Source organism: Ignavibacteriales bacterium, assembly GCA_016709765.1.
Taxonomy (GTDB): domain Bacteria; phylum Bacteroidota; class Ignavibacteria; order Ignavibacteriales; family Ignavibacteriaceae; genus IGN3.
In genome coordinates this window covers 616,952-642,761 of sequence record JADJMD010000013.1, presented here as the reverse complement: position 1 = coordinate 642,761, position 25,810 = coordinate 616,952, and the positions used below count along the sequence as shown (strand labels likewise).

Sequence of the window (25,810 nt, the reverse complement as noted above, 5' to 3'; positions counted from 1 at the left end):
TACTTAATTATTTTATTCAGGAGTTTGTTGTGAAAAATTTAGTTTTTCTTTTCTTGGTTTTATCCTCTATAAATCTTTTTTCGCAAAACTGGTTAAAAGTCGATTCGGTTTTTTCAGTTTCAGGTGTAACAGTAAAAAGTTTTTCCGCTCCTGAATTTGCAGACTTAAATAATGATGGCAATCCAGATTTAATTATTGGCAATCTTGATGGGGTTACAGATTTTTTCTGGAATAATTCTCACTCATTCCCAACTACTTTTAGTAAAGATATATCAGTCCTTGCAGGTGTTTATGGTATAGGGCAGATAAATACAAACTCGGCCTATCCTACTTTTATAGATTTAGACGGTGACGATGTTCTGGATTTAGTAATCAGCGGATTTAACGGATTACGTTATTACAAAAATATTGGAACTGTTTACACACCGGATTTTGTGCCAATTGATACAATATTTACATATGTTGATTTAGAAATCGGAACGGATTCAAAACCTGCATTTGTTGATATAGATAATGATGGCGATCTTGATTTATTCGTTGGATTAGGTGAATCATTTTATGGTGGTGTGATAGCTGGAAAAACCTTGGGGTACAGAAATACAGGATCAGAAACAAAACCAGAATTTGTTTTAGACAGCACTTTAGTTGATGGCATACCTGATATCGGGTTAAATGCATATCCAACTTTTGCGGATTTAGATAATGACGGCGATTTTGATTTATTGTTTGGCAGAGATTTACAGACACTTGTTTATTATAAAAATACCGGGACTAATCAAATTCCAGTTTGGACACAAAATACAACAACTTTTTCCAGTGTTGAATCAACAACCTACTGGAAAAATCCTGATCTGGTAGATCTGGACTATGATGGAGATTATGATCTTGTTTATGGGACTGATAATGGTGTGCTTTATGTTTACAGAAATATTGGAACAGTTTCTTCCCCATCGTTTCAAAATTATCCCGATTACTTTAAAATAATAAAACTTAATGCTGGCGGTGCAACAGTATCTTTAGCAGATTTTGATGGCGATGGTGATAATGATTTGTTAAGTGGAACCTGGTTGGGTAAATTTGTTTATTTTAAGAATGAGGGTACATCAGCAAAACCCATATTTAATGAAACCACAATGAGTTTTTCCAATATCTCACTAAGTTCTTACAGCACTCCTGTTTTTGTTGATATAGACAATGATAATGATTATGATATTGTCTCAGGGGCATTAAGCGGGCAGGTGTATCTTTATTTAAATAATAATGGAAGCTTTGTTCAAAACACGACTATGTTTAGTGGTATTGATGTTGGTTGGTCAAGCATCCCTTCGTTGGTTGATCTTGATGGAGATAATGATTTGGATATACTTGTGGGTGCTGAAGATGGAATTCAAACAAGCTACTACACAAACGATGGAAACAATGTTTTTACAATAAACACATCAACCTTTTCAACGGTAACGTTTCCAAATTACAGAAGACCAACTCTAGCAGATATAGATAATGATGATGACTATGATTTAATTATCGGTAGCATTTGGGGTGATATAACTTATTATAGAAATGAAGGAAATAGAACAACTCCGGTTTGGGTAAGAGCAGATTCAATGTTTGCGGGAATTGAAGTTGATCAAAGTTCCTCCCCTGGGTTTGCCGATCTAGACGGTGATGGAAGAAAAGATATGATTATCGGTGAGTACACGGGGAACTTTACCTTTTATAAAAATTTATTTTCTCCCATTACTGATGTAGAAGATGACAATAGTAAAAATATTCCGGATGAATTTGTTCTCTACCAGAATTACCCGAATCCATTTAATCCTAGCACAATAATTAGTTTTGATTTAACAGCATCTGGAAAAGTTGATTTGAAAATTTATGATGTACTTGGGAATGAGATTGCTTCTCTTGTAAACGAAGAAAAACCTGCTGGAAGTTACAAGCTAAATTTTGATGGAGTTGGATTATCAAGCGGCGTGTATTTTTACACTTTGCGCGTAAATGGAATGCCATATTCAAAAAGTATGATTTTATTGAAGTAGATTTTGTACGCTTAACAATTTGTTAATGTTATCGTAACAGTAAGTTTAAATTTGAGATAAAATGATTACATAATTTTACCTCGTAATTAAATCATAATTAGAGGTAGAAATGAAAGCAATATTAATTTTTCTTACCCTTCAATCTTTACACGTTTTGTTAGGTATGAGTGATGGCAACATATTAAGTGTAATCGTACTGTGTTTAGCAATCTCAATATTTGTTGCAAGTTATGTGGGTGTTGTAATCAAAGATAGAAAAAATAAGAAACAACTTATTAACGCATTATCAAATGCAAATTAAAAGTCTTTGCAATTTCTGATCTTTTCTTTCAACATTCTTTCATTGGCGGTCGTTGAAACTATTGTCTTAATACCTTAATTTCGTAGTAAAATTAGTTTCACTATTTCAGAAAAGCTTATGAAAGATTTATTTAGTGTTCAGGAAGTCGCAAAACTTTTAGATATGAGTCATTCCGGGGTATTATACCATATAAAAAATGGAACATTAAAATCCACGCAAGTTGGCAAAATTTATATTATTACCAAAGAAGATTTTGCGGATTTTCTTAAAGATCAAAAAAAAGAAAAAAAATCTAAACAGAAACCTGAAGAACCGCTACTTTTCTGATTTCACAGAAGAAAATTCTAATAATTCTTTTCTATACATCTCAATTTCCTTGACACTTTTTCCGGCAAGTTCTTTAATGCAACAACAATATGCTCCTAAAACCGGAATAGTTAAATTTTCTTCCTTTTCATAAAACTTATCAATCAATTTCTCTATCGTCTGCAAATCAATCGTGGAAGATGCTTTGGCGTTTAATAAATCTTCAATTTCTGAATCACAGCCCAGTGGAAAGGAAACATCCCTCTGGATTTCAGTTTGATATTTTCTACGATTTAACATTCTAGAAAGTGATTCGCCCTTTGTGTATGCTAGCATACTGACAGTGGGCGAAGCCGTCCAGGCATAACCATTTGCTAAACCTTTAGTATAAAATTTATCCTGCGCCAGAATATTCAGAGCAAAAAGGAATAAAGCTATCGTTAAAATTATTTTCACTATCCAATACCCTGTATAATATTGTATGGCAAGTTACCAAATTGATTTGTAAAAAGGCTAAATTACATATGGAAATTATAGCAGATAGGATATTTAATGGGCTCACATCTTCTCAGCAAATCTTCTTTTATTCGCGGTGTTCAATGCGAAAAACATCTTTACTTATATAAGCATCTTTATAATGAAATGGATCAGCTTTCTGATATGCAGAAAGCAATTTTTAAACGCGGAACTGATGTTGGCAAGTTAGCGCAACAACTTTTTCCAAATGGGATTGATGCTTCACCCAAATCACAATTTGAATATGATAAGGCTGTCATAGAGACAAAAAAAATCATTAAAGAAAACCAAAAAGTTATTTATGAAGCATCATTTAATTATAGTGATGTGCTTGCTGTTGCAGATATTGTGGTTAATGAAAAATTCGGATTAAGTGTTTATGAGGTAAAAAGCTCCACATCAATTTCAGAAACATACATTCGTGATGCGGCTTTACAGTATTGGGTTATCTCTAATTGCGGGTATAAGGTTAAAGATTTTTCAATCACTTACATAAATAATCAATATGTAAGAAAAGGTGAACTGAATCTGGATGAACTCTTTATGACAGAATCAGTTTTAAAATTAATTCTGCCGTTGCAAAAATGGGTAGCGGAAAATGTAACACGATTTAAAAAAAGTTTTAGCAAGAAGATCAATACCTGTGATTGATATCGGCGAGCATTGTTACGATCCTTACACTTGCGGCTTTTATGAATATTGCAGAAAACATATTCCGGAAAACTCAATCTTCGATCTTTCAGGAATACATCTTAACAAAAAGTATGATCTTTATAGAAATGGTATCGTTAAACTGCAAGATGTTCCCGCTGATGCGGATCTATCTAAAAATGCAAAGCTCCAGCTTGAAGTTTACAATAGCAAAAAAGATCTGATTGATAAAAAAGCAATAAAAGAATTTTTATCCAATTTAAATTATCCTATTTACTTTATTGATTTTGAAACATTTCAGCCCGCAGTTCCCATGTTTGATAATTCCAGGCCGTATATGCAAATACCATTTCAGTATTCTTTGCACTACAAGAAAAGCAAGAAAAGTAATGTTGAACATTTTGAATTTTTAGCTGAGACAGGAAATGATCCGCGAGTTAAGTTTATAGAAAATCTTTTGCGTGATACTAAGAGTGAAGGCGACATTCTTACATACAATAAATCTTTTGAAGCGTTAAGACTAAAAGAAATTGCTGAGGCTTTTCCTAAATACAAAAAAGAAATTGAGGAACGAATAAATCGTGTTAAAGATTTGATGCTGCCGTTTCAGAAAAAATATTATTATACGTACAAAATGCAGGGATCGTATTCAATCAAATATGTTTTACCGGCTTTAATTCCTGAACTGAGTTATAAAGACTTAGAAATAAATGAAGGCGGACTTGCTTCTGTTGCATTTGAAAGTCTTTACTATGAAACTGATTTAATGAAGATTGCAGATACCAGAACAAATTTACTTGAGTATTGTAAACTTGATACTTTTGCAATGGTGAGGATTTTAGAAAAATTGGAGAATCTATGAAAACTCCAACCGAAATTATTGATTTTCTCGAATCTTTATTAGGTATTTATTTCTATGATATACGCCATAAACATAGATCGGTATTTATTTTATGTGATACTCTTATTGAACTAAGCTGCAAAATTAAGATTGTTGAAAGAGATGAAAATATTAATACCAAATCATTCAATTTTGATCAATCTCTTATTAAAGCTAAAGTTCCATTAAAGTTAAGACTGGGGGAGGAGGAGAGAAGGCAAAAAAAAAAAAAAAAAAAAAAAAAAAAAAAAAAAAAAAACCAAAATAAAATTAAAATAAACAATCGGATCACTTTCTTTCAGTCGTTATAAAATCTTAATATATTTGTAGTAGAAAAATTTATCAAACCATCTCATAGGGGAGATTATGAAATCAAGAATACTTTTTTTGTTCATTCTTTCAATTAGTTTTTGCTATTCACAGGATTTTTGGGAAAAGACAAATTTCCCGTCAGACAACACTTCTCTTTACAGCGTTTACTCAATGATTACCAATTCCTCAGACAACATTTTAGCAGGCACTTATGCTAAAGGGATATTTAAATCCACCGATCTGGGTTTTTCATGGAGTGAATCGGGTTTGACAAATCATTGGGTAATTTCTTTTGCAAAAGATAATTCCGGGAATATTTATACTGCCACAATCGGTTCACAATTTGGCAGTGGTGTTTATAAATCTACCGATGGAGGAATTACCTGGAATAAAGTTTGGGATGCTTTGACCGGAATGAACTGCGTTTATGTCGATCAAAACGGATATGTTTATGTTGGTTTAAATTATACTTCCACGCAAGGTGGAATTTATGGCTCTACGGATGGCGGCACTAACTGGGAACAGGTATTCGATCAAACTGATAATATTTATGCTATAACAAAATTAAGTAATGGAAGAATATTAGCTGCCAGCTATGGAAAAGTTTATTACTCTGATAATAACGGCGGTTCTTGGAATAGCACAACCAATGGTTTTGTTTCATTTACACCAAGTGCTTTTGCAGTAAATAATATGAATGAAGTATTTTTGTCAACACTTGGCTATGGCATTTATAAATCCACAGATAATGGAATTAATTGGGTAAACAAAACAGGAGCGGGACCTGATTACAGCAGTTTAATTATTAACTCAGATGGCTCAATGTACGCCGGTACACTTGGTTATTGGGTTTATACTTCAACTAATAATGGAGAAACTTGGCAACTTGTAAAATCAGGCATGGGTGAGGATAAATATGTATTGAGTTTATTAACAAACAGTACGGGGTATCTTTTTGCTGGAATGGATTATTACGGCTTATATAAAAGTGTTAATAAAGTTGTTACTGATGTAAAAGAATTAAAAGAAATACCAACAAAATTTAATTTAGGACAAAATTATCCAAACCCGTTTAATCCAAATACCCGTATTCAATTTGCAATTGGCAGCAGCCAATTTGTTACATTAAAAATATATGATGTTCTAGGAAATGAAGTTGCTAACTTAGTTGATGAGTATAGAAATGCTGATAGTTATGAAGTAGAGTTTAATGCTTCAAATCTTTCATCAGGAATTTATTTCTATATTTTGCGTTCAGTAGACTTTATTCAAACACGTAAAATGATTTTATTAAAGTAATCTCAGCGCCTCTGTGGTTAAATGTTATTCTTTACTTTAGAGACGCCAAGGAGGAGTAGCAGAGAAAAGTTATTCTTTCCAATCCGGCATTTTTCTTCCGGGCGTCCATGGAGCATCATATTTTTCCATTTCGTTTTCCAGATTTATTATATCTACTTCTTGCAGCTTTTTTAATTGTTCTAGCAAAGGTTTGAATTCCTCTTTAGCTACATTATAACCATCTGTAAGTGATTGAGTTGGGACTGAGGAGGTACTCCACATTCCCCAAACAATTTCTGATATATGATCAATAACCGCCGGATGAACAGGTTCATTTCGTTTTGTTAAAGTTTGATCATTAACCAGCAGTCTGTATATATCTCTATTTTTCTCAGCAATTATATTGGCCTGTTCAATTAAAGCAACTTGTGAGCCGGGTGATTGCTCAATAGCAGTTTTAATTAACTCAATTCTATTCGTTAAATCAGCATTGATTTCTACTGCAGCCATTACAGCTCTGTTTAGTTCTGCAACTTTTTTCTGGAAAGCGATTAATTCATTTCTATCACTTGCTGGTAGTGTTACATTATTTAATACCTTCGCTTCAAAACTTTCCGGACCTGCGACTTGATTTAATTTACCATCTACACTGATAGACATTGTAACACTATACTTGCCCGGCAGTACAGGAATACCGCTTGGATTATCACTTGATATTTTTTAATTGGATCAGTTGAAGGATATCTTAAATCCCAGGTAATTCTGTTAACTCCTGATTTAACATCTGATTTTAGATTTCTAACTACATTACCCAACTCGTCATAAACTGTAAAAAGCAAATACGGTGATTCTTCATTATCTTCTTTTCTCAACTCTTCCCAGGTTGGGTAATAAACTGGTTTATTATCTTTTATTAATTCCTTTTCTTTTTTTTGTCTTTGCTGTTTTAATGTTTTAGGTGCTTCTTTTAAATAGTAAGTAAATGTAGCCCCAAAGTCCGGATTATCAGCTTTATAAAGCGTACTACCCTGTGATCCGAAAGTAGCGTTTCTTTTAAAAACATTAAAGCATCTTTAACGGGAAATAATTTATAAGCGTTTTCATTTAAAGTACTTTCAGAAAGTTCACGCAATGGAGTGAGGTTATCAAGTATGTAAATTCCTCTCCCAAATGTTCCAATCACAAGATCATTCTCTCTTGTTTGGATGTGCATATCTCTAACCGCTTGAGTTGGAAGTCCGCCCTTGAGTTGAATCCAGTTTTTGCCTTCATTAATTGAAAAATAAATACCATACTCTGTTCCAACAAATAATAGATTCGCTTTTATGTTATCCTGAATAAGCGAATAAACGACCTGGTTTTCCTGTAAATTACCTTTGATTGATTTCCAACTTTTCCCTCTGTCTTTACTTACCAGAACGTATGGTTTAAAATCAGCCATCTTATGATTATCAAATGTTGCATATACTGTATTAGCATCGTGCTCGGAAGCAAATAAACAGGAAACATAACTCATCTCAGGTACATCCAGAAAACTTTCTATTCTTCTCCAATTTTTCCCACCATCTTCCGTAACCTGAATTAAACCATCATCAGTCCCGGCATAGATTAATCCTTCTACAATTGGTGATTCGGAAAGTGAAACAATTGTACCGTAAAACGAAGTTGAAGCGTTTTTTGCAACGGCATCAACACTCCATATCATATCCATTACTTTTAGTTTGTTGCGGTCTAGTTGTCTGGACAGATCGGGACTAATTACTTCCCAATTATCACCTCTATCATCACTTCTAAAAACTTTATTTGCTGCATAATAGAGTCTGGTGGTTTTATGTGGACTTAAAATTAAAGGCGAATCCCAATGTCTTCTATATGGTTCTCCTCCAAGCTCTTCCATAATATGTATATGGGTTATTTCTCCGCTCCTTTTATCGTATCTGTGTAATTCACCATACTGGTATTGCGTATAAATAATATTAGGATCAGTTGGATCAACTTGCGGTTCAAATCCATCACCGCCAAGAGTTGGTATCCAATCAGAATTCATAATTCCTTCTTCATTAATTGTTTGCGAAGGTGCACCAAGACTATTGTTATCTTGTGTCCCACCGTAAACCCAATAAAACGGTTCAGAATTATCTATAGCTATTCTATAAAATTGAGTTATTGGCAGATTCGATTTAAATAACCATTGTTTTCCGCCGTCAAAAGTTTCATAGATTCCGCCATCACCCCCAATCAAAAAATGATTCGCATTCTTAGGATTAATCCAAAATGCATGATCATCAAATATGTCTGCCCTTTGTACTAATGCGATCAAACGATTTTCCTCCATCTGTTGTGATAGAAGAATAAGTATCTAAAGCATAAACTTTATTTACATCAACTGGATCACAAAAGATTTCAGAGTAATACTGCGCGCTAACATTTTTATAATCACTCATCTTTTCCCAGCTCGCACCACGATTAGTGGAACGATAAAATCCGCTACCATCATTTGCAGCTTCTACAATTGCGTAAACAAAATCAGGGTTTACAGTTGAAACGGCTAGCCCAATTCTTCCTACATCACTACTTGGCAACCCGCTCGTAAGCTTATTCCAAGTTTTTCCTGCGTCTGTTGATTTATAAATTGCACCTTCAGGTCCGCCATTTATCAATGTCCAAACGTGCCTTCTGCGTTGATACGAAGCTGCATAAAGAACATCAGGATTTCGTGGATCCATTACAATATCTGTAACTCCTGTGTTAGGACTTATGTATAAAACGGAATCCCACGTTGCTCCGTAGTTTGTAGATTTATATAAACCACGATTGCCACCAGGACCCCAAAGTGGACCTTGAGCCGCAACATAAATTACTTTTGAATCACGCGGGTCAATTAAAATTTTTGCGATGTGTTCTGATTTTTTTAATCCAATATTTGTAAAACTCATTCCGCCGTCTTCACTTCTATAAATTCCATTGCCCCAAGAAACACTACGCTGAGAATTGTTTTCCCCGGTTCCAATATAAACAACATGTTGATTATTTGGATCAAGCGTTACACAGCCGATTGAGTGTGAATCATATTTATCAAAAATTGGATTCCAACTAGTTCCCGAGTTAGTAGTCCTCCAGACATTACCGCATGCAACTGCAACATAATATTCATTAAGATCATGAGGATTAACTGCAAAATCTACAACCCTGCCTGAAGTAACGGCAGGACCAATCGATCGGAATTTTAATCCGTTAAATGTTTCAGATTTGTAAGGATTATTATCTTCTTTTTGTCTTGGTCATTATCCTGGGCAAAGATTGAAAAAGAAATTAGAATTATTAATAGAGATGTAAATATTCTGAGTTTCATTGTAACTCCGGGAAAAAGAAATTAACAGATTTAATATTATTTCTACTTTAAAATTAGAGATTTGAGTTTTTTAAACCAACCAACTTATCATTTCTATTGACAGCTTATCATTTTGTTGAACAATAATCATATTTAGTTTATGTTACAGTTCCATTAAATCGATTGTTATTAATTTATCAAAATCATTTATGAACATAGCAGACGGCATCCTTTGGTACGTAATTTTTTTATTATCAACTGTATTTCACGAAGCGGCGCACGCATTTACTGCTTATAAAATGGGTGATGATACTGCTCATAAAGTAGGGCAAGTAAGTTTAAATCCTATTCCACATATAAAAAGAGAACCATTTGGTACTGTTCTAGTACCCATACTTTCTTTTATTGCAGGAGGTTGGATGATCGGTTGGGCAAGTACTCCTTACAATCCTCAATGGGCCCACGATTATCCAAAGAAGGCAGCAGCAATGGCAGCAGCAGGACCAATCTCTAATTTTATTTTATTTATGATATCAGTAATAATAATTCACGTTGGTATTGCATTTGGAATTTTCTATCAACCGGATAGTATTACAATTTCCGGAATTGTTTCTGGTGCAAGTGCAGGTTGGACAGAAATTCTTGCAAAGATAATAAGTGTTATGTTCTCGCTAAATCTTATTTTGTTTGTTTTTAATCTGCTTCCGTTTCCTCCGTTGGATGGCAGTGCTGTTCCTCCAATGTATTTGAGTGAAGAAACAGGAAGAAAGTATCTAAACTTTGTACGTAAACCTGCTTTTGCATTAGTGGGATTATTTATTGCGTGGAATTTATTTGATTTAATCTACTTTAAAATTCATTTAATTGTAATCAATCTTCTTTATCCGGGGAGTAATTATCAGTAATCATTATTCCCGATTTCTTATTAACTTTGCAATAAAAAGAGGCACAAATGAATATTAATAATTCAACATTCCTTGTTACCGGCGGTAGCGCCGGAATTGGAAAAGCAACTGCAAAACTTCTAATCGAAAAAGGCGGCAAAGTTGCAATTACGGGCAGAGATAAATTAAAGCTGGATAAAGTTGCAAAAGAAATCGGTGCGTTCGCAATCCACGCAGATGTTGCAATAGATAACGAAGTACACAATACTTATGTATTATTCTTAAAAGAATTTGGTAAGCTCGATTGTCTGATAAACAATGCTGGAATTGGAGATGCTTGGAATGAAATTACTGAACTTGATATGAAAGCATTCCATCATATTTATGATGTTAATGTATTTGGTGCAGCGCTTATGGCAAGTGAAGCAGCTAAACTTTTTAAGAAACAAAAGTCTGGAAACATCATTAATATCGCATCAACAGCAGGCACAAAAGGTTTTGCAAATGGAACTGTTTACGCTTCATCCAAATTTGCTTTACGCGGAATGACGCAGTGCTGGCAGGCAGAGTTGAGGAAATATAATGTTCGTGTTATTCTTGTTAATCCCAGTGAAGTAACAACAGCATTTGGAGATAACAATCGGAATGAAAAAGCTGAAGTGAAAAATAAATTACGTCCTTTGGAAATAGCACACACCATAGTTTCAACTTTAGAAATGGATGATAGAGGTTTTATTCCAGAAGTGACAGTGTGGGCAACAAATCCCTTTTAAACTATGGTCATTCCCGCAAAAGCGGGAATCTTTCTAATATAATAATTTAGATTCCAGCTCAAGGTCTGAATGACAAGAAAAGACTAATGAAAGAAGAACAAACACCAAAATGGCTTGCAATAGCTAGAGAGATTCAACAGCTTTCTCAAACAGGATCAGCCTTTGCTGTTACCGATTATGAAAAAGATCGTTATAAAAGATTAACTGAAATAACGGCTGAGATTATTGAACACCATACAATTCTTGAAAAAGAATCATTAGTAAAAATTTTAATGGAGCAGCCGGGTTATGCAACACCAAAGATTGATGTTCGAGCAGCTGTAGTTAAAGATGGAAAGATATTACTAGTACAGGAATCCACAGATAATTGCTGGGCAATGCCCGGTGGCTGGGCTGATGTTGGCGATGTTCCTTCTGAAGTTGCAAGCAGAGAGTGCAAAGAAGAAAGTGGATTTGATGTAAAACCAATAAAAGTAATTGGCGTTTATGATGCAAACAGAGTTGGTGGTAGATTGGAATTTTTAATGCATTCAAAATTATATTTTTATGTGAACTATTAGGTGGCAAAGCTACACCAAGTGAAGAAACATTGGATGTAAAATTCTTTGACTTCTATAAACTTCCATCATTATCTTTAAATCGTACAAATGAAAAACATATAAATGAGATTAAACTTCATCTAGAAAATCCTGAAAGAAAAACTTATTTTGATTGAATTATGAGTGGAGTAAGAGATTTAGTTTACAATGTTGCTAAAGCTGAACTTAATCAAGGTGAGCACGCAAAAGAAATTGGTAACATCGGACAAGCACGTGTTTGTGCTAGAAGAGCTTGTGGAATGGCTATCGAACATTGGTTAGAATTTCATCCAAACAGGAACTATGGTGCATCTGCGATAACAATGCTAACCAAACTTCAGGAAGATCATACAATACCCAAAGAAATTCGTGATGCTGCTGAAAGATTAACAAAAAAAGTTGATGGTAATTTTGAAACAGGGGTTACTGAGGATCCTTTAATAGATGGAGAGACAATAATAGAATATTTTCTCAATTCAGTTAATCTCAAATAGTTTTTAGTTCTTTGATGGAGATGCCTTATTCCTTTTTCCGGAATCATTATCCTCAGTTTGAACACTTCTTTTATCTTTAAATCTACTTTTCTTTTCATCGATTTCCTTGTCGTATTTGTAATTTACCTTCAACTTATCAGAATCAATATCATCTACATACCATAAGCTTAAATTATCCATGTTTGGATCGATATCGCCGATCATCCATCCGGGATAAGTTGTTTCAACAAAATAATAATTCTTTCCGTTGTTAGTTTTATGGTTGCCACGAGCATTTATTGCAACCCCAAGCATCGCATGCTTATAATGAAAACTCCAGAACATCACACAATCTACACCAGTTTTTTCTAATAAAACATAAAGCAAAAGTGCTTTAGTATCACAATCACCATATTTAGTTGCCAGTGTTCCAAGAGGCGGAAGCAAATCAAGTTGACCACCGGGCCTTTTATATTTTATATTTTGCACAAATGAGATGATAAAATAAATTTTATCAAGATCACTCAAATTTTCTTTAATAAAGATTTCATCAAAGCCGTTTAGAATGTTATCAATCTTATCAAAAGATTGCCAGTAAATTCGTTTGTAGATTTCATGCCAAACAAGTTTTGCATAATATACTTGATCGGTTCTAAAACTAGGATCAATATTTAAATCGTGTGCACTTAGTTTTGCAACTTCATCCAAATATGCCAAAGCTTTCTGGACCTCTATAGCTAAAAGTTGGAAAGATATTTTATAGTTCTTTCTTCCGAGTGATGATGAAGTAAACTTCCAATTAAAATCAGAAGTAATGATATGTTGATTGCCCAGTGTATCTATTTTAAAAGTGTAGTCACTGTTTGTTTCCTCAAATTCATCAAAATTAAAATTAAGATTTGAAATAAAATTTATAATAAGAATTGCAAATAGTAGTATTACAATTATCCCAGAACATCCAAAACTTGCAGCACACCCTTTTTTCATTAGGATTTATAACCCAATATCTTTTAAGGAAATAGAAGGAAATGGAATAAGCGCATCAAGAATGGATTTAATCCCTTGTTGCATAAGCAACGAAACTGAAATAATAACAATTCCAAGAACAATACTCACAGCTATATTGTTGTTTTTTATTTCCCCAAGTTCATCTAAGTCCTTAGTTAAATGAGTGTATAAATTTATTGCAAGATAAATCGAAATGTATGCGATAAATCCAGCAAGTATTATTTGTACTAACATTATTCCAGCCATTTGAATGAAGGAACCAAAAGTTGCATTCGGATTTCTGAGTGCCATACTAAACACAGTGATCGCTGGCTCAATAGCGTTTTTAACCATAATTACTAAAGCTAAAATTATTGAAGCATTTAGTATTGCAACAGCTATATTATTTTTCTTTAGTTCTCCAATTATGTTTATAGGCTTAATTCGTTTATGAAAGAATTTAAATCCGGCATAAATAAAAATTATACCGATAAATAGTGAAAGAAATAATTGTAAGAAGCCGGAAATTAGTAGTGATAAATCCATAAAACTCTCTTTTTGTGTTGTCCGAAATTAATAATAATTGATAAAAGAATTTATTGTATTTAGGTTAATTTGTAAATTAAAATTATTAATCAAAAAACTAATTCTTAATAAAATGATGCTACAAAGAAAATTTATTTACCCTATTATCGGATTTATTTTAATTGGATGTGCAAGCACAATCCAATTACAGGAATATGATTCTGCACTAAAGGCTTATAGCGAAGGTAAATATCAAACTGCTATTACTTTTATTAATCGTGCATTAGAAATAAAAAATAATGAACCCGATTTTTATATTTTGCGCGCTAAAGCCAATTACAAAATTGATAACAAAAATTTAGCAATGAATGATCTTACTAAATCTTTAGAACTTGAAAATAATTTTAATGCCCACTATTTAAGAGGGAAAATATTTTTAGAATTTGATGAACTTGAAAAAGCAAAACAGGATTTTCGTGAAGCTTATGACATAAATTCTGAATCTGCAGATTTGCTTTTTAATTTAGGTTACCTGGAATTTATTAATGGTGAAAATCAACTTGCATTAGAGTACTATTTAAAGGCTGCAAAGTATGATTCAAGAAATTCTAAAACTTACGTAAACATTGGCAACCTTTACGCTATGATGGGCAATAGTAAGTTAGCTGTTGATAATTACTCTAAGGCTTTAGTATTAGATACAACCGATGGAATTGCATACTACAATCGTGCTAACGAAAAATGCTGCTTGGTAATTTTATCGGTGCAATTGAGGATTATGAAAATTCTTTACTGATTGATTCGTTAAACATAAATACCCATTTTGATTTAGCTGATGCAAAAATAAAAGTTAACGATATTGCAGGGGCTCTTATTAATTATAATAAAATATTGAAAATTGATACTTCTTCAGCAAAAGCCTTATACTTACGAGGTGAAACTAACATCAAACTTGAAGAATTTGATAATGCCTGTGAGGATTTTAAGAAATCAGGTGAGCTTGGGTATTTTGATGCTTACGAAATGACTAAAAAATATTGCGATCCCAAAAAGAAAACACAAAAGAAGAAAGTTCAAAAAAAATCGAAACGTTAATAGTAATTATTGTAACAATTCTCATCTTTTTTGTAAAAAAAAAAGGAGCTTATCGCTCCCTTAAAAAAGTTTAGAAAAAAAATTATCTTCCAACTTTATCTAAATGTTCTTTCTTAGCCATTAACTGTTCTTTAGTTTCTTGATGATCCGGATCCATAATTATTGCTTCCGTTGGACAAGCCGGAATACATTGTGGTTCATCATAAAAGCCAACACATTCGGTACATTTATCTACAGCGATATATGTATGATCTGAGTTTAATGCTTCGTGTTCACCATCTAAAAGCCAAACATCTCCTGCGGCGTAAATTGCATTGTTAGGACATTCTATTTCGCAAGCGTTACAAGAAATACATTCATCAGTTATAAGAACTGCCATATATGAGCCCCTTTTCTATTTGGGTTAATTAATTTATTTGTTATTTCAAAAATAATAAAATGTTGGAATAATAAGAACATTATTTGCTTTTTACTGGTGTTTCTATGACGGGAATTCCATTAATTTCCAGAATTTTTATAATATTTCTAAACCTAGGGAGCCAGGGAAGATAAATGCCTACAACCTTAACTTTATAAGAAGTACCAGGATATATTTTATCATTTAATTCATCCGCATTCTCTTTGTTTTGATAATAGTTATTTGAATTATAGAACACTTCGTTTTCAGTAAATACAAAATATTTGCCAGGTTCATTACCAAATTGGGATTTATTAATAACCTTAATACTAATAGTATCTTCAGTCAGGAAAGGCTCAAAAAACAGATAACCGAATAATAAAATTATCAGCACGATTACAAAACCAACCATGGCTGATAATCTAAAAAATCCTTCACTTATCATCATTTTGTTAAATCTCCTTTTAAGAAAAACTGAATTCTTAGCATTATATTATCGTTAGCTTAATTATAAATTCTGTAAATAATTAATAAACACTAGCTGAAAAATGGTAAATATGAGATCAATTATCAAAAATTATGCAACAATTGTTATTATCATTTTAATAGCTTTAACGCATTATAAATGTAATACTAACAGGCAAGAATCACTAACAAGCCTAAAATTACCTTTGCAAAAAGTAACGCCAATTGATGTTCCGGAACCATCCGCTTTAACGACATCATTTGATGGAAAATCTTTTTGGTCCGTTGGCGATAGTGACAGTATGGTTTTTAAATTGGACTTAGACGGAAAGGTTATCAAATCATTTCTAGTTAATGGAGAAGATTTAGAAGGGATAACAGTTATAGATTCAACGTTGCTTGCAGTTATTCTTGAGCGAACCAGAGAAGTTGTTGTGTTAGACACTTCTGGAAAAGAAATCAGAAGAAAAAAGTTTGATTTAAAAGGGAGACTGAACGAAGGCCTAGAAGGAATTTGTTATGATGTTAACACAAAAAACTTTTATTTTGTAAATGAAAAGCGACCAGGGTTAATGATAAAGACAGACAGCAGCTTTGCAGAAATTTTTAGAAAAGAACTTAATCTCGCTAATGATTATTCAGATTTGTTTTATTCAAAAGATGACAACACTTTATGGATATTAAGTGATGAATCTAAAAAGATTATTCAAACAGATTTAAACGGCAACAAGATTTTGGAATATCTAATTGACGTTGAACAGCCGGAAGGTTTGGTAGTGGATTACAAAAACAAAAAGGTTTTTATTGTCTCTGATAAAAAAGAAGCACTATACGAGTTTAATCTACCATAGGAATCAAACGGCTTTTGTATCGCCTTTAACCATTTGCCAGATAGTCATTAAAATAATTTGAAGATCAAGATGCATCGTCCAGTTTTCAATATACCAAAGATCATACTTCATTCGTAAAATAGTCCTGCGATTATTTTCTTCTTCGTCTTCAACATCACCACGTAAACCATTTACCTGTGCCCAGCCTGTTAAACCGGGACGAACATTGTGGCGCATTTTTATTTCTTCAAATATTTTTCCGTATAAATCCTGATACGGAATTGCGTGCGGTCTGGGACCAACAACAGACATATCACCTTTTAAAACGTTAAAAAACTGAGGCAGCTCATCTATATTTGATTTTCTTAAGAAGTTTCCAATTCTTGTAACTCTTTTATCACCTAATAGCACCGGCTTAAATTTTTCAGATTCCTTTGATGATTCGGATGTTAGAGTTCTAAATTTATAACACTCAAACATTTCATTTTTTGCACCAATACGCTTTTGAATAAATAAAACATTACCCTTTGAATTTAATTTTATAAGCAGTGCAATTATTGGATAAAACCAGCTAAGTAAAAAAACAAGAACCAAAATGGAAAACACGATATCAAAAGAGCGTTTAAGAAATCTGCGATTAGCTTCTTCAAGCGGTTCTTGCCGAGCTGTAATTATTGGGAAATTGCCTATCGAACTAATTTGAAATCTGCTTGATAAAAATCTAAAGTAATCGGGAATGATATGAATTCTTACAGCGTTTATATTACAAACTCTAATAATTTCATCTAATAATTCCGGTGGTTGAGCTGAAAGAGTAATAACAACTTCATCAATTTCTAATTGCTTTAACTTTTCATCAAGTTCATTTAAAGTGCCGACAACATTATCACCCACAATTGTATCATCAAGAAATCCTTTAAAGTGGTAGCCAAAATCAGCATTACGAACTATAGTGTCTTTAAAATTTTTACCAACTACACCTGCGCCAACTATTAACAGGCTTCTTATGTTCTTACCTTTTCTCCTTAATGATATTAATACATTTTTAAGAATTGCAGTGCGCAAACTAATTGAAAGAGTTAAGAGAAATCCATATAAAACAATAAAATTCCTTGTAAAAAGATCTTCTTTTGTTAGGAAGATAAACAAAACAGTAAATCCAACTTGAAAAAAAACAAGTTTAAGAATATTAAAGAACTGAAATGAAAATGATCGCGTAAAAAAATCTAAATAAAAGCCTGAAAGATTTCCATTTATAAACCAGATAAAGTTTAGTAAAAGCAAAAGAATAAACATATAATCACGGGCTAATAATATCTCAAACGATTGTGCAACACCCGCGGAAAGAAGAAATGATAAATTAAGTATTACTAAATCAGCAATTAGCCGTGATGTGTATATGGATTTTTGATTAACGATCATTATTCTTTTTTACTTTGTTATGTTGAAAACTTTTGAATTTTTCGTTCACATAATCCTTAATGTTGCGCTCAAAAGTCTGCCTGCTAAACTTTTCTGAATGCAGTCTAATTTCTTTATAGTTCATAGAGTGAGAAATCACATCAAATCTTTTTACTGCTTCAACTATCGAATCAACAGTTTGTTCAGGAAATAAAATACCAGTGACTCCGTCAACCACAGATTCAGCTGTACCGCCGTAATTACCGGCAATTACAGGTGTTCCGCAAGCCATTGCTTCAACAACAATAATTCCAAAATCCTCCTCAGCAGCAAAGACAAATGCCTTTGCTTTTTCCATATAGCTTTTTAAACTTTCAAAATCCTGATAACCAATCACATCAATATTAGGTGTTGCTTTAGCAATGATTTTTTCTTTTTCAGGTCCACTTCCGATAACCACAAGTTTTTTATCCAGCATTTTTGCAAAAGCATCTACAATTAAATCAATTCTTTTGTACGGAACTAATCTTGAAGCTGTTATATAATAGTCTTCTTTTTGAGCGACTAGAGAAAATTTTTGGGTATCAACAGGTGGATAAATTACATCTGCATGCCGATTGTAAATTCTTTTAATTTTTTTTGCGATATGATTAGAGTTTGCAATAAAGTAATCAACATTTTTTGCGGATTTTACATCCCACTTTCTTAAATACTTTAAAGTATATTTTGCTAAAATTCCTTTAAACCCAGAATGCAGATTTGCTTCTTTCAAATAATAGTCGGCCTCATCCCAAGCATATCTCATTGGGGAATGACAATAACTAATGTGCAATTGATTTTTTCTTTTTCTTGCGCCCTTTGCAACTGCGTGCGAACTGGAGATAATAAGTTTATATTTTCTGAGGTTAAAAGATTCAATAGCTTTGGGAAATAAGGGCAAATATTTGCGATGCTGCTTTTTGGCATAAGGCAAATGTTGAACAAAAGAAGTATGTGCGTGTTTACCTTTAAGAATAATGTTTCTTAATTCATCATCTAAAAAATCAACAAGAGTAAAAACATCAGCATCCTGCCAGATATTGGTAAAAGATTCTACAACTTTTTCTGAGCCTGCGTAGTTTACAAGCCACTCATGTACTATTGCAGTTTTCAACGCTTAAGAGAATTATTTATTTCTAAATATAATTGTTTAGTGTTTAGTGCCATTTTATTGATGCTGAATTTATTCTCAACTTTTATTCTGGCTTGCTTTGAGAATTTTAGCCACAAATCTTTACTTTCAGATAATTTTATCAATTCTTCGGCAGCTTCTTCCGGTTTATTTAAATTATAAAGGATTCCATCAATATTATTTTCTATAATGTTGAAATTACCAACAACATTTGTAGCAATCACAGGTAACCCGTGTGCAAATGCTTCCAAAACACCTAATGGCATTCCCTCCCATCGTGATGTAGAAATATAACAAAATGAATTATGTAATATTCTACTTGTTTCAGTAGTTGTTCCAGCCAGGGAAACATAATCATCTAACTTCTTTACTTTAATGAGTTGCTTGACTTGATTTTTGTTAGGTCCCGAACCAAAAATTAAAAATCTAAAATCCCCGATTTGATCACACTCCTTTAATCGAAGAAGAATAGGGATAAGCAACTCTGTGTTTTTAGCAAAATCAAATCTGGTAAAAGTTAAAACAATTTTGGGATTTTGATTAAAGTTTCTTTCGGAAACAACCTCAATCGGAAGTTCAACACCATTTTCAATGACTAAAAATTTATCTTTAGATGATATTTTATATTTCAGTACTAATTCATTTTCACCCAAAGAAACGTTTATAAATTTATCTGTTACTAAAGCTAATAACCTCTCTAATATTAAATAGAAAAACTTTTGCAAAACATTATAATTACCAACGTGAATTCCGTGAAAAGTGTGAATCACTTTTACCTTTAAAAATAGTCTTATCATTCGACTATAAATACCTGCGCCTTTACCGTGCGAATGAAGTATCTCGATTTTCTCTTCCTTTACAAATTGTATTAGATTTAATAGAGTTTTTACATTAAACTTACGATGAGGTATCTCTATAATGCGTTTATTAGTTACCAAATTGCAATATTTATCATAATATGGATAATCATTTGGTGCGGCAAAATAAAAATCGAAATCTTGAATCAAATGTTTTGTTAATTTGTATATATGTTCTGGACCGCCCCCAAAATCAGCACGTGATGTGATTATTAATATTTTTGAATTTGCATTCATTCTGACTTTAGCTTTCTAGTAATGAATGTTGCAAGTACTAACACAGAATAGTTCAAAAAATGTATACTGTTCCTTGTTATCCTCATAATGATACTTTTATTTCTGCTAAACCTATAATCCGGTAAAGAGAGATTTCTTTTTATTTTTAGGTAGTTGAGTCTTGCTTTTTTAATTTCCCAACTAGCTGAGTATTGTGATGAATGTACGCGATAAAAAACATGAATTCTTGGAATATACTCGAATAAACCAAGCTTACTCATTCGCAACCAAAGATCATAGTCCTCAATTTGCATTTCAGGATCTTCATCAAAACCATTTAGCTTTATCAATACCTCTTTCTTTGCTAGAACAGACGAAAGCGGAATGGAATTCCCTTTATTTATAAGCTCCTGATGAGTTTTAGCGGCCTTCCAGAATAGCGGCAATAATTCATAATCGGAGGAAAGAAATCCAATATTTCCAATTGTTATACTTGTTGAGTAAACAAAAAAAAGTTCTGGATTCGTTTTAAACACAATCAACTGTTCTTTCAGTTTGTTACGTTCCCACAAATCATCGGAATCTAAAAAAGCAATAAATTCACCATTCGATTTATGAATTCCAAAATTTCTCGGGACGGAAGGTCTTCCAGCATGCTTTATTTTGTAGAATTTTATTTTATCGTTTATTTTTTGCCTTAGCTTAACGAGTGTCTCTGTGTTATCAGTTGATTCATCATCGACAATGATAATTTCATAATTCTGATGAGATTGCTCTTCGACAGATCTGATAGTTTCCAGAATGTATTTAGATGAATTAAAAGTCGGGATGATAACTGAAACCAGTGAGTTGCTGCTCATTTCTTTTTCATCTCAAATATTCCACACCCATACTGGCAATCGAAATTGTTAGCAACATTTTTTTTATTTAGAACAACTTCTGGAAAAAATTCATTGTTATCATTTATATATGAAAAAGAGATAATATCATATAATGGTTCAAATAAATTAAGAAGATACTGTACTGAAAAGACTCTATGTGCATCGTACTCTATCCTTTGTGGCCCGATTGGTGTTGAAAAATAAAACTTACCTCCTGCTTTTAGAAGTCCGTATATATTAGCTAAACCAATAAGATGCCCTGTAACTTTCAGTGGGTCCCCATATCTGCCAAGACCAAAATGTTCAATTGCATGAAGACAGGAAATTGAGTCACAGTAATTTTTGAGATTAAAATTCTCATCCATCAAATCAGCCTGAATAAAACTCACAGATGGAATCTTCTGATCAATTTTTCGTATGTCAAAAACTTCTAACTCTATGAACGATGCAACATGAGCAACAAATCCATCGATTCGTGAACCGATATCCACATGCTTTTGCGGATGAGTCTTATATATCTTTTGAGCAATATAAAGATCCTGATAAAAATAATGTTCTGGCATTGATCCAGCCTGATCATATCTATCGAAGAAATTCGGAAGGATTTTTTTTATCGCAAAACCGTTGTTGTTTTTTTTAAGTTCACTTTTTATACTGAAATAATTTTTTAGGAAAGGAAAAATGCCTCTAAATGAACGAATCATTTGTTTTGGATTAAAGCCAAACTGCTTGACGATATGTCTAAAAGTTGAACTCAAAGATTTCCAAACATCACTTTATCAACTAATACTTTTAAATAATTTTGAGCTGTATGATTTTTTAGTGAGCGTTCATATCCAGCAAATGCAATCTTTTCGCGAAGTTCATTATCCTCTAAAAAGTATTTTATTATTTTTGGAAGAGAAATAAGATTCTCATACACAGCAATTTCTTTATCAATTTCATAGGCAAGATTTAAACCTGGAACAAAATAGCTTAATTGAAATCCTCCGCATGCATTTATCTCATAATGTCTGCCTTTTATTTGTTCTTTATTCTTCTTTAATAAAATTAACTGCTTAAGCGCTTTAGGTGATTTGAGTGACCATGACAAAAATCTAAAATCATTATCTGTAGCATTAGATAAATTAAGATTTATTTTACTTTGATTAAAAATCAAAACCATCTCATCATGTGAAAGCCACTTTGCTTCTGAACCCCATCCGCGCCCGAATACGTTTACTTTGATTCCCTGTCTCTCAAGTTCAGTAAAAATCCATTTGCGTAGCGGACCATATCCACCAACAAAACTAACCTCATACTTTTTATCGGTTTCAGTTTTTTTATAAATGTTAACATTAAAGCCGAAAGGTGTAAAAAAAACATTCTGAACTCCTTCAAGTTTATATTTGTTGAACATGTAATAATCAGGAGTTGAGAAAGATGTAAAATGTTTGATCCATTTTTTTACAAATGACTGCCGCCATGGATCATCAAAAAAGTAAACAACAGTTCTTGTGATTTCTTTAAGTTCATCTAATACAGCAGGATCAAATTCATCTTCATATAAACAGAAAAGAGCAACGTCAGGATTTTCATTTTGTATAAAAGCTTTCAAATTTTTATTCATCATCTCTTTACCCGAGTTTCTGAATTCATTATAAAAATCAAAGTGAACAACGTTACCCTCACCAAACACATCTTTTAGCGGCAAAAGAATATTAATGTATTCGTACGAGAATCCTCTTTCACGAATACCATAATCGTATTGCATTAGAATGGCAGCTATTTTCATTTTGATTTTACTACTAATTTATTTTGAATTCTTTTATTGACAACTGAAATATAGAGAACATAAAAAATTCCAACAATTACAGATGTATAGGCCACACCCTTTATTCCCAAATGCTTAATAAAGAGAAAATTCAATCCAACTGATAAAATCCCAGTGCTAATTTTTGGCCACAAGTATTTATGCGGCAGATTGAGCGCAAGTCCTAAGGTCGTTTGAGCTTGCCCAGTAAGAAAAAGGCCGTAACCTAAACACAATAGAGGAAGAAGGTCCCAGAATATTGTATATGATCTGTCGCTTACAAGAACAATAAGCTCTTCTCCCACCAGATATGTAATGCCACACGCAAAAAATGTAATCACTGCAACAAAAATAATATTGATTTTAATATAGTTTCCGCCTTCGGTGACATTGTCTGTTTTATTTAAGTCCGCATATTGTTTGAATATCAGAGGCAGTGAAATTTCAGAAACTATATTTGATGGAATCACGATTAATGCATTCACAAGCGCCATCATTATTGCATAGATCCCTACGTCAGATGTTGTGAGATATCCATTAATTATCCACTTTTCTCCATTCAATTGAAGCCACGCACCAATTCCCCAGATTAAGAATGGCGAAATATAAACTATCAATTCTTTTTTTATTTTTTTATTTAAAGGATTTAATTCTTGAGTAGAGATTGGAATTTCATCGGGAAGATATTTATTAAACAAATTTATTTTTATTGCAGCAAATGCAGAAGTGATTAACACCATACCTATAAACACGTTAACCAACTTAAGCTCATTAATATAGACTAATAGGAGGAGTAGGCAGATAGTCACTGATTTTTCTATTCCCTGAAGGAACGCATTTTCCTTTCTTTTTCTAAGAAGATTCAGAAGTGAATTGAAAAATTCATCTATTTTAAAAGAGATTATAAATAGTCCAGCAGCAAAAATAAGTAATGAGGGTTGATTAAATTCAAATGAAAACGAGAATAAATAAAAGATTACTGCCAGCGTTAAAAAAATAATTCCCGAAACAAATAAAACTTTATAAAAGAATTTTACAAAAACCTTTGCAAGATGTTTCTCAACGTAGGAATAATAAAATCTTAGAAATCCTTGCTGAATTGGACCATAAAATAAAAGCCCGAACAGCACTGTTAATGTTATAATCAATGCATAGATGCCAAATTCTTCTTTGCCCAAGGAAGACAGAATTTTTAGAAGAATAAATCCTAAAACAACAGAGACAACTTGTCCAAAAACTACCCAACTCATTTCAGCAGCCGAATTGTGCGAAAATTTGGTACGAAGCATATAAATAATGTTCTGGATTTCCTTCATTTCCTTATAGATGAATGGGTTCTAATATGTAAATTTAGCAAAATTCTTTGCTTATTTTTGCATACGCGTTAATACTAAATGAGTTTAATTAATAATCTTAAGCCATAATAATTTTGAAATTTTTAAATCTAAAATATTCTCTTGCAGAACTTTTTAATTTTAAAGACTCTTCTCGTTCAGAAAGAGCAAAGAAGAATATTATCATACTTTTCGTCCTTCATGTTTTTAATTTCCTTTCAATAATGGCCATTATTCCGGTAGCAATAAATTATCTTGGTAAAACTGATTATGGTATTTGGCTTACGCTTGCGTCAATTCTAAGCTGGCTTATTAATTTGGATTTTGGGTTAGGTAATGGTTTAAGAAATAAACTTGCAGAAGCCTTAGCTCTTAATGATTTAAAACTAGCTAAATATTATATCAGTACTGCTTATGCTGTATTTGCAATTGGAATATTTAGTATAATGGTTATCTACATATTTGTGCACGGTTTATTTAACTGGGCGCACCTTCTTAACGCTCCGGAAAATTACCTGGCGTTATTAAACAATCTTGTTCTCTATGTAGTTGTTCTATTCCTTGTTCAATTTTTATTAAAACTTTTAACATCAATAATTAATGCGGATCAGAGACCAGCATTAAATGGGGTATTAAGTTTAATAATAAACACTTCAACTTTAGTTACCGTATATCTGCTTTCTCTTTTTTGTGAATCATCTTTAACTATCTTTGGTATAGTATCTGCGTCCATTCCCATAATAGTTTTTCTTACTGCCTCATTGTACTTGTTTAATGGTCAGTTTAAAATAATATCACCGAAGATCAGTTATATAAACTTCAAGTATTCTTCGGATTTAGTAAGACTCGGTATGCAGTTTTTTGTGATTCAAATTTCAAGCCTAATTGTTTTTACTACAGGAAATATTGTAATAACACAACTTTATGGACCCGAACCGGTTGTAACCTATAATGTAGCTTATAGATATTTTTATATTGTCCCGATGGTTTTTAATGTGGTGCTAGCACCTTTCTGGTCTGCGTTTACAGAAGCATATGTTAAAAAAGAATTTGATTGGATAAAAAATTCTATGAGAAAATTAATTTTTATCTGGTTGATATTATCTTTTTCTGCCATAATTATGCTGCTGATTTCAAATTGGGTTTATAAAATTTGGGTCGGACCCCAAATAAATGTACCATTTGCACTTTCATTTGCTGCAACGATTTTTGTAATCTTAGCTAACTGGAATAATATATTCGGGTATTTTATTTATGGAGTTGGTAAAGTTAGAGTTCAGCTTTATTATTCTATCTTTACTGCACTTTTAAACATTCCCTTATCAATCTATTTAGCAAAGTACGCCGGATTTGGAATAACCGGGATTATGGTATCAACAATAGTATGCTTGATCTTTTTTTCTATCTGGGCCCCAATTCAGTATCTTAAAATTATTAATGGAAAAGCTACAGGTATCTGGAATAAATAGATGTTTGCTTTGGTGTTTATCATAATAAAATAAAACAATTTGACTTTAATTCTCGACATTTATATTGT

23 protein-coding genes and 3 pseudogenes are annotated in these 25,810 nt (G+C 32.5%); 13 read left to right on the top strand and 13 right to left on the bottom strand.

Features of this window, described 5'->3' with window-relative positions; genetic code table 11:
- Positions 1–29: 29 nt before the first annotated feature.
- From IPJ23_12460 to IPJ23_12450, 3 genes are all read left to right on the top strand, one after another.
- Entirely contained in the window at positions 30–2,039 is a 2,010-nt protein-coding gene (locus IPJ23_12460) for a T9SS type A sorting domain-containing protein (protein ID MBK7631491.1), read from the top strand.
- A 109-nt stretch (positions 2,040–2,148) separates the two neighbouring features.
- Complete coding sequence (locus IPJ23_12455) at positions 2,149–2,340, top strand: hypothetical protein (GenBank protein MBK7631490.1); 192 nt, start codon at positions 2,149–2,151, stop codon at positions 2,338–2,340.
- 117 nt (positions 2,341–2,457) lie between these two features.
- A complete protein-coding gene (locus tag IPJ23_12450) occupies positions 2,458–2,667 on the top strand; it encodes a helix-turn-helix domain-containing protein (GenBank protein ID MBK7631489.1) in 210 nt (69 codons plus the stop codon).
- On the opposite strand, the gene IPJ23_12445 is transcribed toward IPJ23_12450, so the two are convergent.
- Complete coding sequence (locus tag IPJ23_12445) at positions 2,656–3,102, bottom strand: hypothetical protein (protein MBK7631488.1); 447 nt, start codon at positions 3,100–3,102, stop codon at positions 2,656–2,658. The genes IPJ23_12450 and IPJ23_12445 overlap by 12 nt on opposite strands.
- Before the next feature lie 96 nt (positions 3,103–3,198).
- On the opposite strand from IPJ23_12445, the pseudogene IPJ23_12440 reads away from it, so the two are divergent.
- Positions 3,199–4,675: pseudogene (locus tag IPJ23_12440) on the top strand (DUF2779 domain-containing protein).
- A gap of 384 nt (positions 4,676–5,059) precedes the next feature.
- Entirely contained in the window at positions 5,060–6,304 is a 1,245-nt protein-coding gene (locus tag IPJ23_12435; GenBank protein MBK7631487.1) for a T9SS type A sorting domain-containing protein, read from the top strand.
- A gap of 69 nt (positions 6,305–6,373) precedes the next feature.
- On the opposite strand, the pseudogene IPJ23_12430 reads toward IPJ23_12435, so the two are convergent.
- Positions 6,374–9,635, bottom strand: a pseudogene (locus tag IPJ23_12430) (glycosyl hydrolase).
- A 188-nt stretch (positions 9,636–9,823) separates the two neighbouring features.
- On the opposite strand from IPJ23_12430, the gene IPJ23_12425 reads away from it, so the two are divergent.
- From IPJ23_12425 to IPJ23_12410, 4 genes and pseudogenes are all read left to right on the top strand, one after another.
- Positions 9,824–10,519, top strand: a complete 696-nt coding sequence (locus IPJ23_12425; protein ID MBK7631486.1) for a site-2 protease family protein — start codon at positions 9,824–9,826, stop codon at positions 10,517–10,519.
- Positions 10,520–10,566: 47 nt separating this feature from the next.
- Positions 10,567–11,271: an SDR family oxidoreductase gene (locus tag IPJ23_12420; GenBank protein ID MBK7631485.1), complete on the top strand. Its 705-nt coding sequence runs from the start codon at positions 10,567–10,569 to the stop codon at positions 11,269–11,271.
- 86 nt (positions 11,272–11,357) lie between these two features.
- Positions 11,358–11,986, top strand: a pseudogene (locus IPJ23_12415) (NUDIX hydrolase N-terminal domain-containing protein).
- 3 nt (positions 11,987–11,989) lie between these two features.
- Positions 11,990–12,343, top strand: coding sequence for a hypothetical protein (locus IPJ23_12410; GenBank protein MBK7631484.1), 354 nt, complete (start codon positions 11,990–11,992; stop codon positions 12,341–12,343).
- Positions 12,344–12,346: 3 nt separating this feature from the next.
- On the opposite strand, the gene IPJ23_12405 is transcribed toward IPJ23_12410, so the two are convergent.
- Positions 12,347–13,309: a transglutaminase domain-containing protein gene (locus IPJ23_12405; GenBank protein MBK7631483.1), complete on the bottom strand. Its 963-nt coding sequence runs from the start codon at positions 13,307–13,309 to the stop codon at positions 12,347–12,349.
- 6 nt (positions 13,310–13,315) lie between these two features.
- Positions 13,316–13,855, bottom strand: a complete 540-nt coding sequence (locus IPJ23_12400) for a DUF350 domain-containing protein (protein ID MBK7631482.1) — start codon at positions 13,853–13,855, stop codon at positions 13,316–13,318.
- A gap of 115 nt (positions 13,856–13,970) precedes the next feature.
- Between IPJ23_12400 and IPJ23_12395 the strand changes: the two genes are divergently transcribed.
- Entirely contained in the window at positions 13,971–14,630 is a 660-nt protein-coding gene (locus IPJ23_12395) for a tetratricopeptide repeat protein (GenBank protein ID MBK7631481.1), read from the top strand.
- Positions 14,576–14,929, top strand: coding sequence for a hypothetical protein (locus IPJ23_12390; GenBank protein ID MBK7631480.1), 354 nt, complete (start codon positions 14,576–14,578; stop codon positions 14,927–14,929). The genes IPJ23_12395 and IPJ23_12390 overlap by 55 nt, the downstream gene beginning before the upstream one ends.
- Before the next feature lie 82 nt (positions 14,930–15,011).
- Here the strand turns inward: IPJ23_12390 and IPJ23_12385 are convergent, their stop codons facing one another.
- Positions 15,012–15,308, bottom strand: a complete 297-nt coding sequence (locus tag IPJ23_12385) for a YfhL family 4Fe-4S dicluster ferredoxin (protein MBK7631479.1) — start codon at positions 15,306–15,308, stop codon at positions 15,012–15,014.
- Between the two features lie 79 nt (positions 15,309–15,387).
- Positions 15,388–15,774, bottom strand: a complete 387-nt coding sequence (locus tag IPJ23_12380) for a hypothetical protein (GenBank protein MBK7631478.1) — start codon at positions 15,772–15,774, stop codon at positions 15,388–15,390.
- Between the two features lie 109 nt (positions 15,775–15,883).
- On the opposite strand from IPJ23_12380, the gene IPJ23_12375 reads away from it, so the two are divergent.
- Positions 15,884–16,642: an SdiA-regulated domain-containing protein gene (locus IPJ23_12375; protein ID MBK7631477.1), complete on the top strand. Its 759-nt coding sequence runs from the start codon at positions 15,884–15,886 to the stop codon at positions 16,640–16,642.
- Positions 16,643–16,645: 3 nt separating this feature from the next.
- Here IPJ23_12375 and IPJ23_12370 read toward each other — a convergent pair whose 3' ends face one another.
- The 7 genes from IPJ23_12370 to IPJ23_12340 all read right to left on the bottom strand — a co-directional run bounded on the left by IPJ23_12370 (position 16,646) and on the right by IPJ23_12340 (position 24,228).
- A complete protein-coding gene (locus IPJ23_12370) occupies positions 16,646–18,043 on the bottom strand; it encodes an exopolysaccharide biosynthesis polyprenyl glycosylphosphotransferase (protein ID MBK7631476.1) in 1,398 nt (465 codons plus the stop codon).
- Positions 18,033–19,175 (bottom strand): glycosyltransferase, encoded by a 1,143-nt coding sequence (locus tag IPJ23_12365; protein MBK7631475.1) that lies wholly within the window; start codon positions 19,173–19,175, stop codon positions 18,033–18,035. Before IPJ23_12365 ends, IPJ23_12370 begins: the two co-directional genes overlap by 11 nt.
- Positions 19,172–20,287: a glycosyltransferase gene (locus tag IPJ23_12360; protein ID MBK7631474.1), complete on the bottom strand. Its 1,116-nt coding sequence runs from the start codon at positions 20,285–20,287 to the stop codon at positions 19,172–19,174. Before IPJ23_12360 ends, IPJ23_12365 begins: the two co-directional genes overlap by 4 nt.
- On the bottom strand, positions 20,284–21,126 hold the full coding sequence (locus tag IPJ23_12355) for a glycosyltransferase family 2 protein (protein ID MBK7631473.1): 843 nt from the start codon (positions 21,124–21,126) through the stop codon (positions 20,284–20,286). The genes IPJ23_12360 and IPJ23_12355 overlap by 4 nt, the downstream gene beginning before the upstream one ends.
- On the bottom strand, positions 21,123–21,710 hold the full coding sequence (locus IPJ23_12350; protein MBK7631472.1) for a DUF268 domain-containing protein: 588 nt from the start codon (positions 21,708–21,710) through the stop codon (positions 21,123–21,125). The genes IPJ23_12355 and IPJ23_12350 overlap by 4 nt, the downstream gene beginning before the upstream one ends.
- A 191-nt stretch (positions 21,711–21,901) precedes the next feature.
- Complete coding sequence (locus IPJ23_12345) at positions 21,902–22,921, bottom strand: glycosyltransferase (protein MBK7631471.1); 1,020 nt, start codon at positions 22,919–22,921, stop codon at positions 21,902–21,904.
- Positions 22,918–24,228: an oligosaccharide flippase family protein gene (locus tag IPJ23_12340; protein ID MBK7631470.1), complete on the bottom strand. Its 1,311-nt coding sequence runs from the start codon at positions 24,226–24,228 to the stop codon at positions 22,918–22,920. Before IPJ23_12340 ends, IPJ23_12345 begins: the two co-directional genes overlap by 4 nt.
- A gap of 140 nt (positions 24,229–24,368) precedes the next feature.
- On the opposite strand from IPJ23_12340, the gene IPJ23_12335 reads away from it, so the two are divergent.
- On the top strand, positions 24,369–25,742 hold the full coding sequence (locus tag IPJ23_12335) for an MATE family efflux transporter (GenBank protein MBK7631469.1): 1,374 nt from the start codon (positions 24,369–24,371) through the stop codon (positions 25,740–25,742).
- The last annotated feature ends 68 nt before the right edge of the window (positions 25,743–25,810 follow it).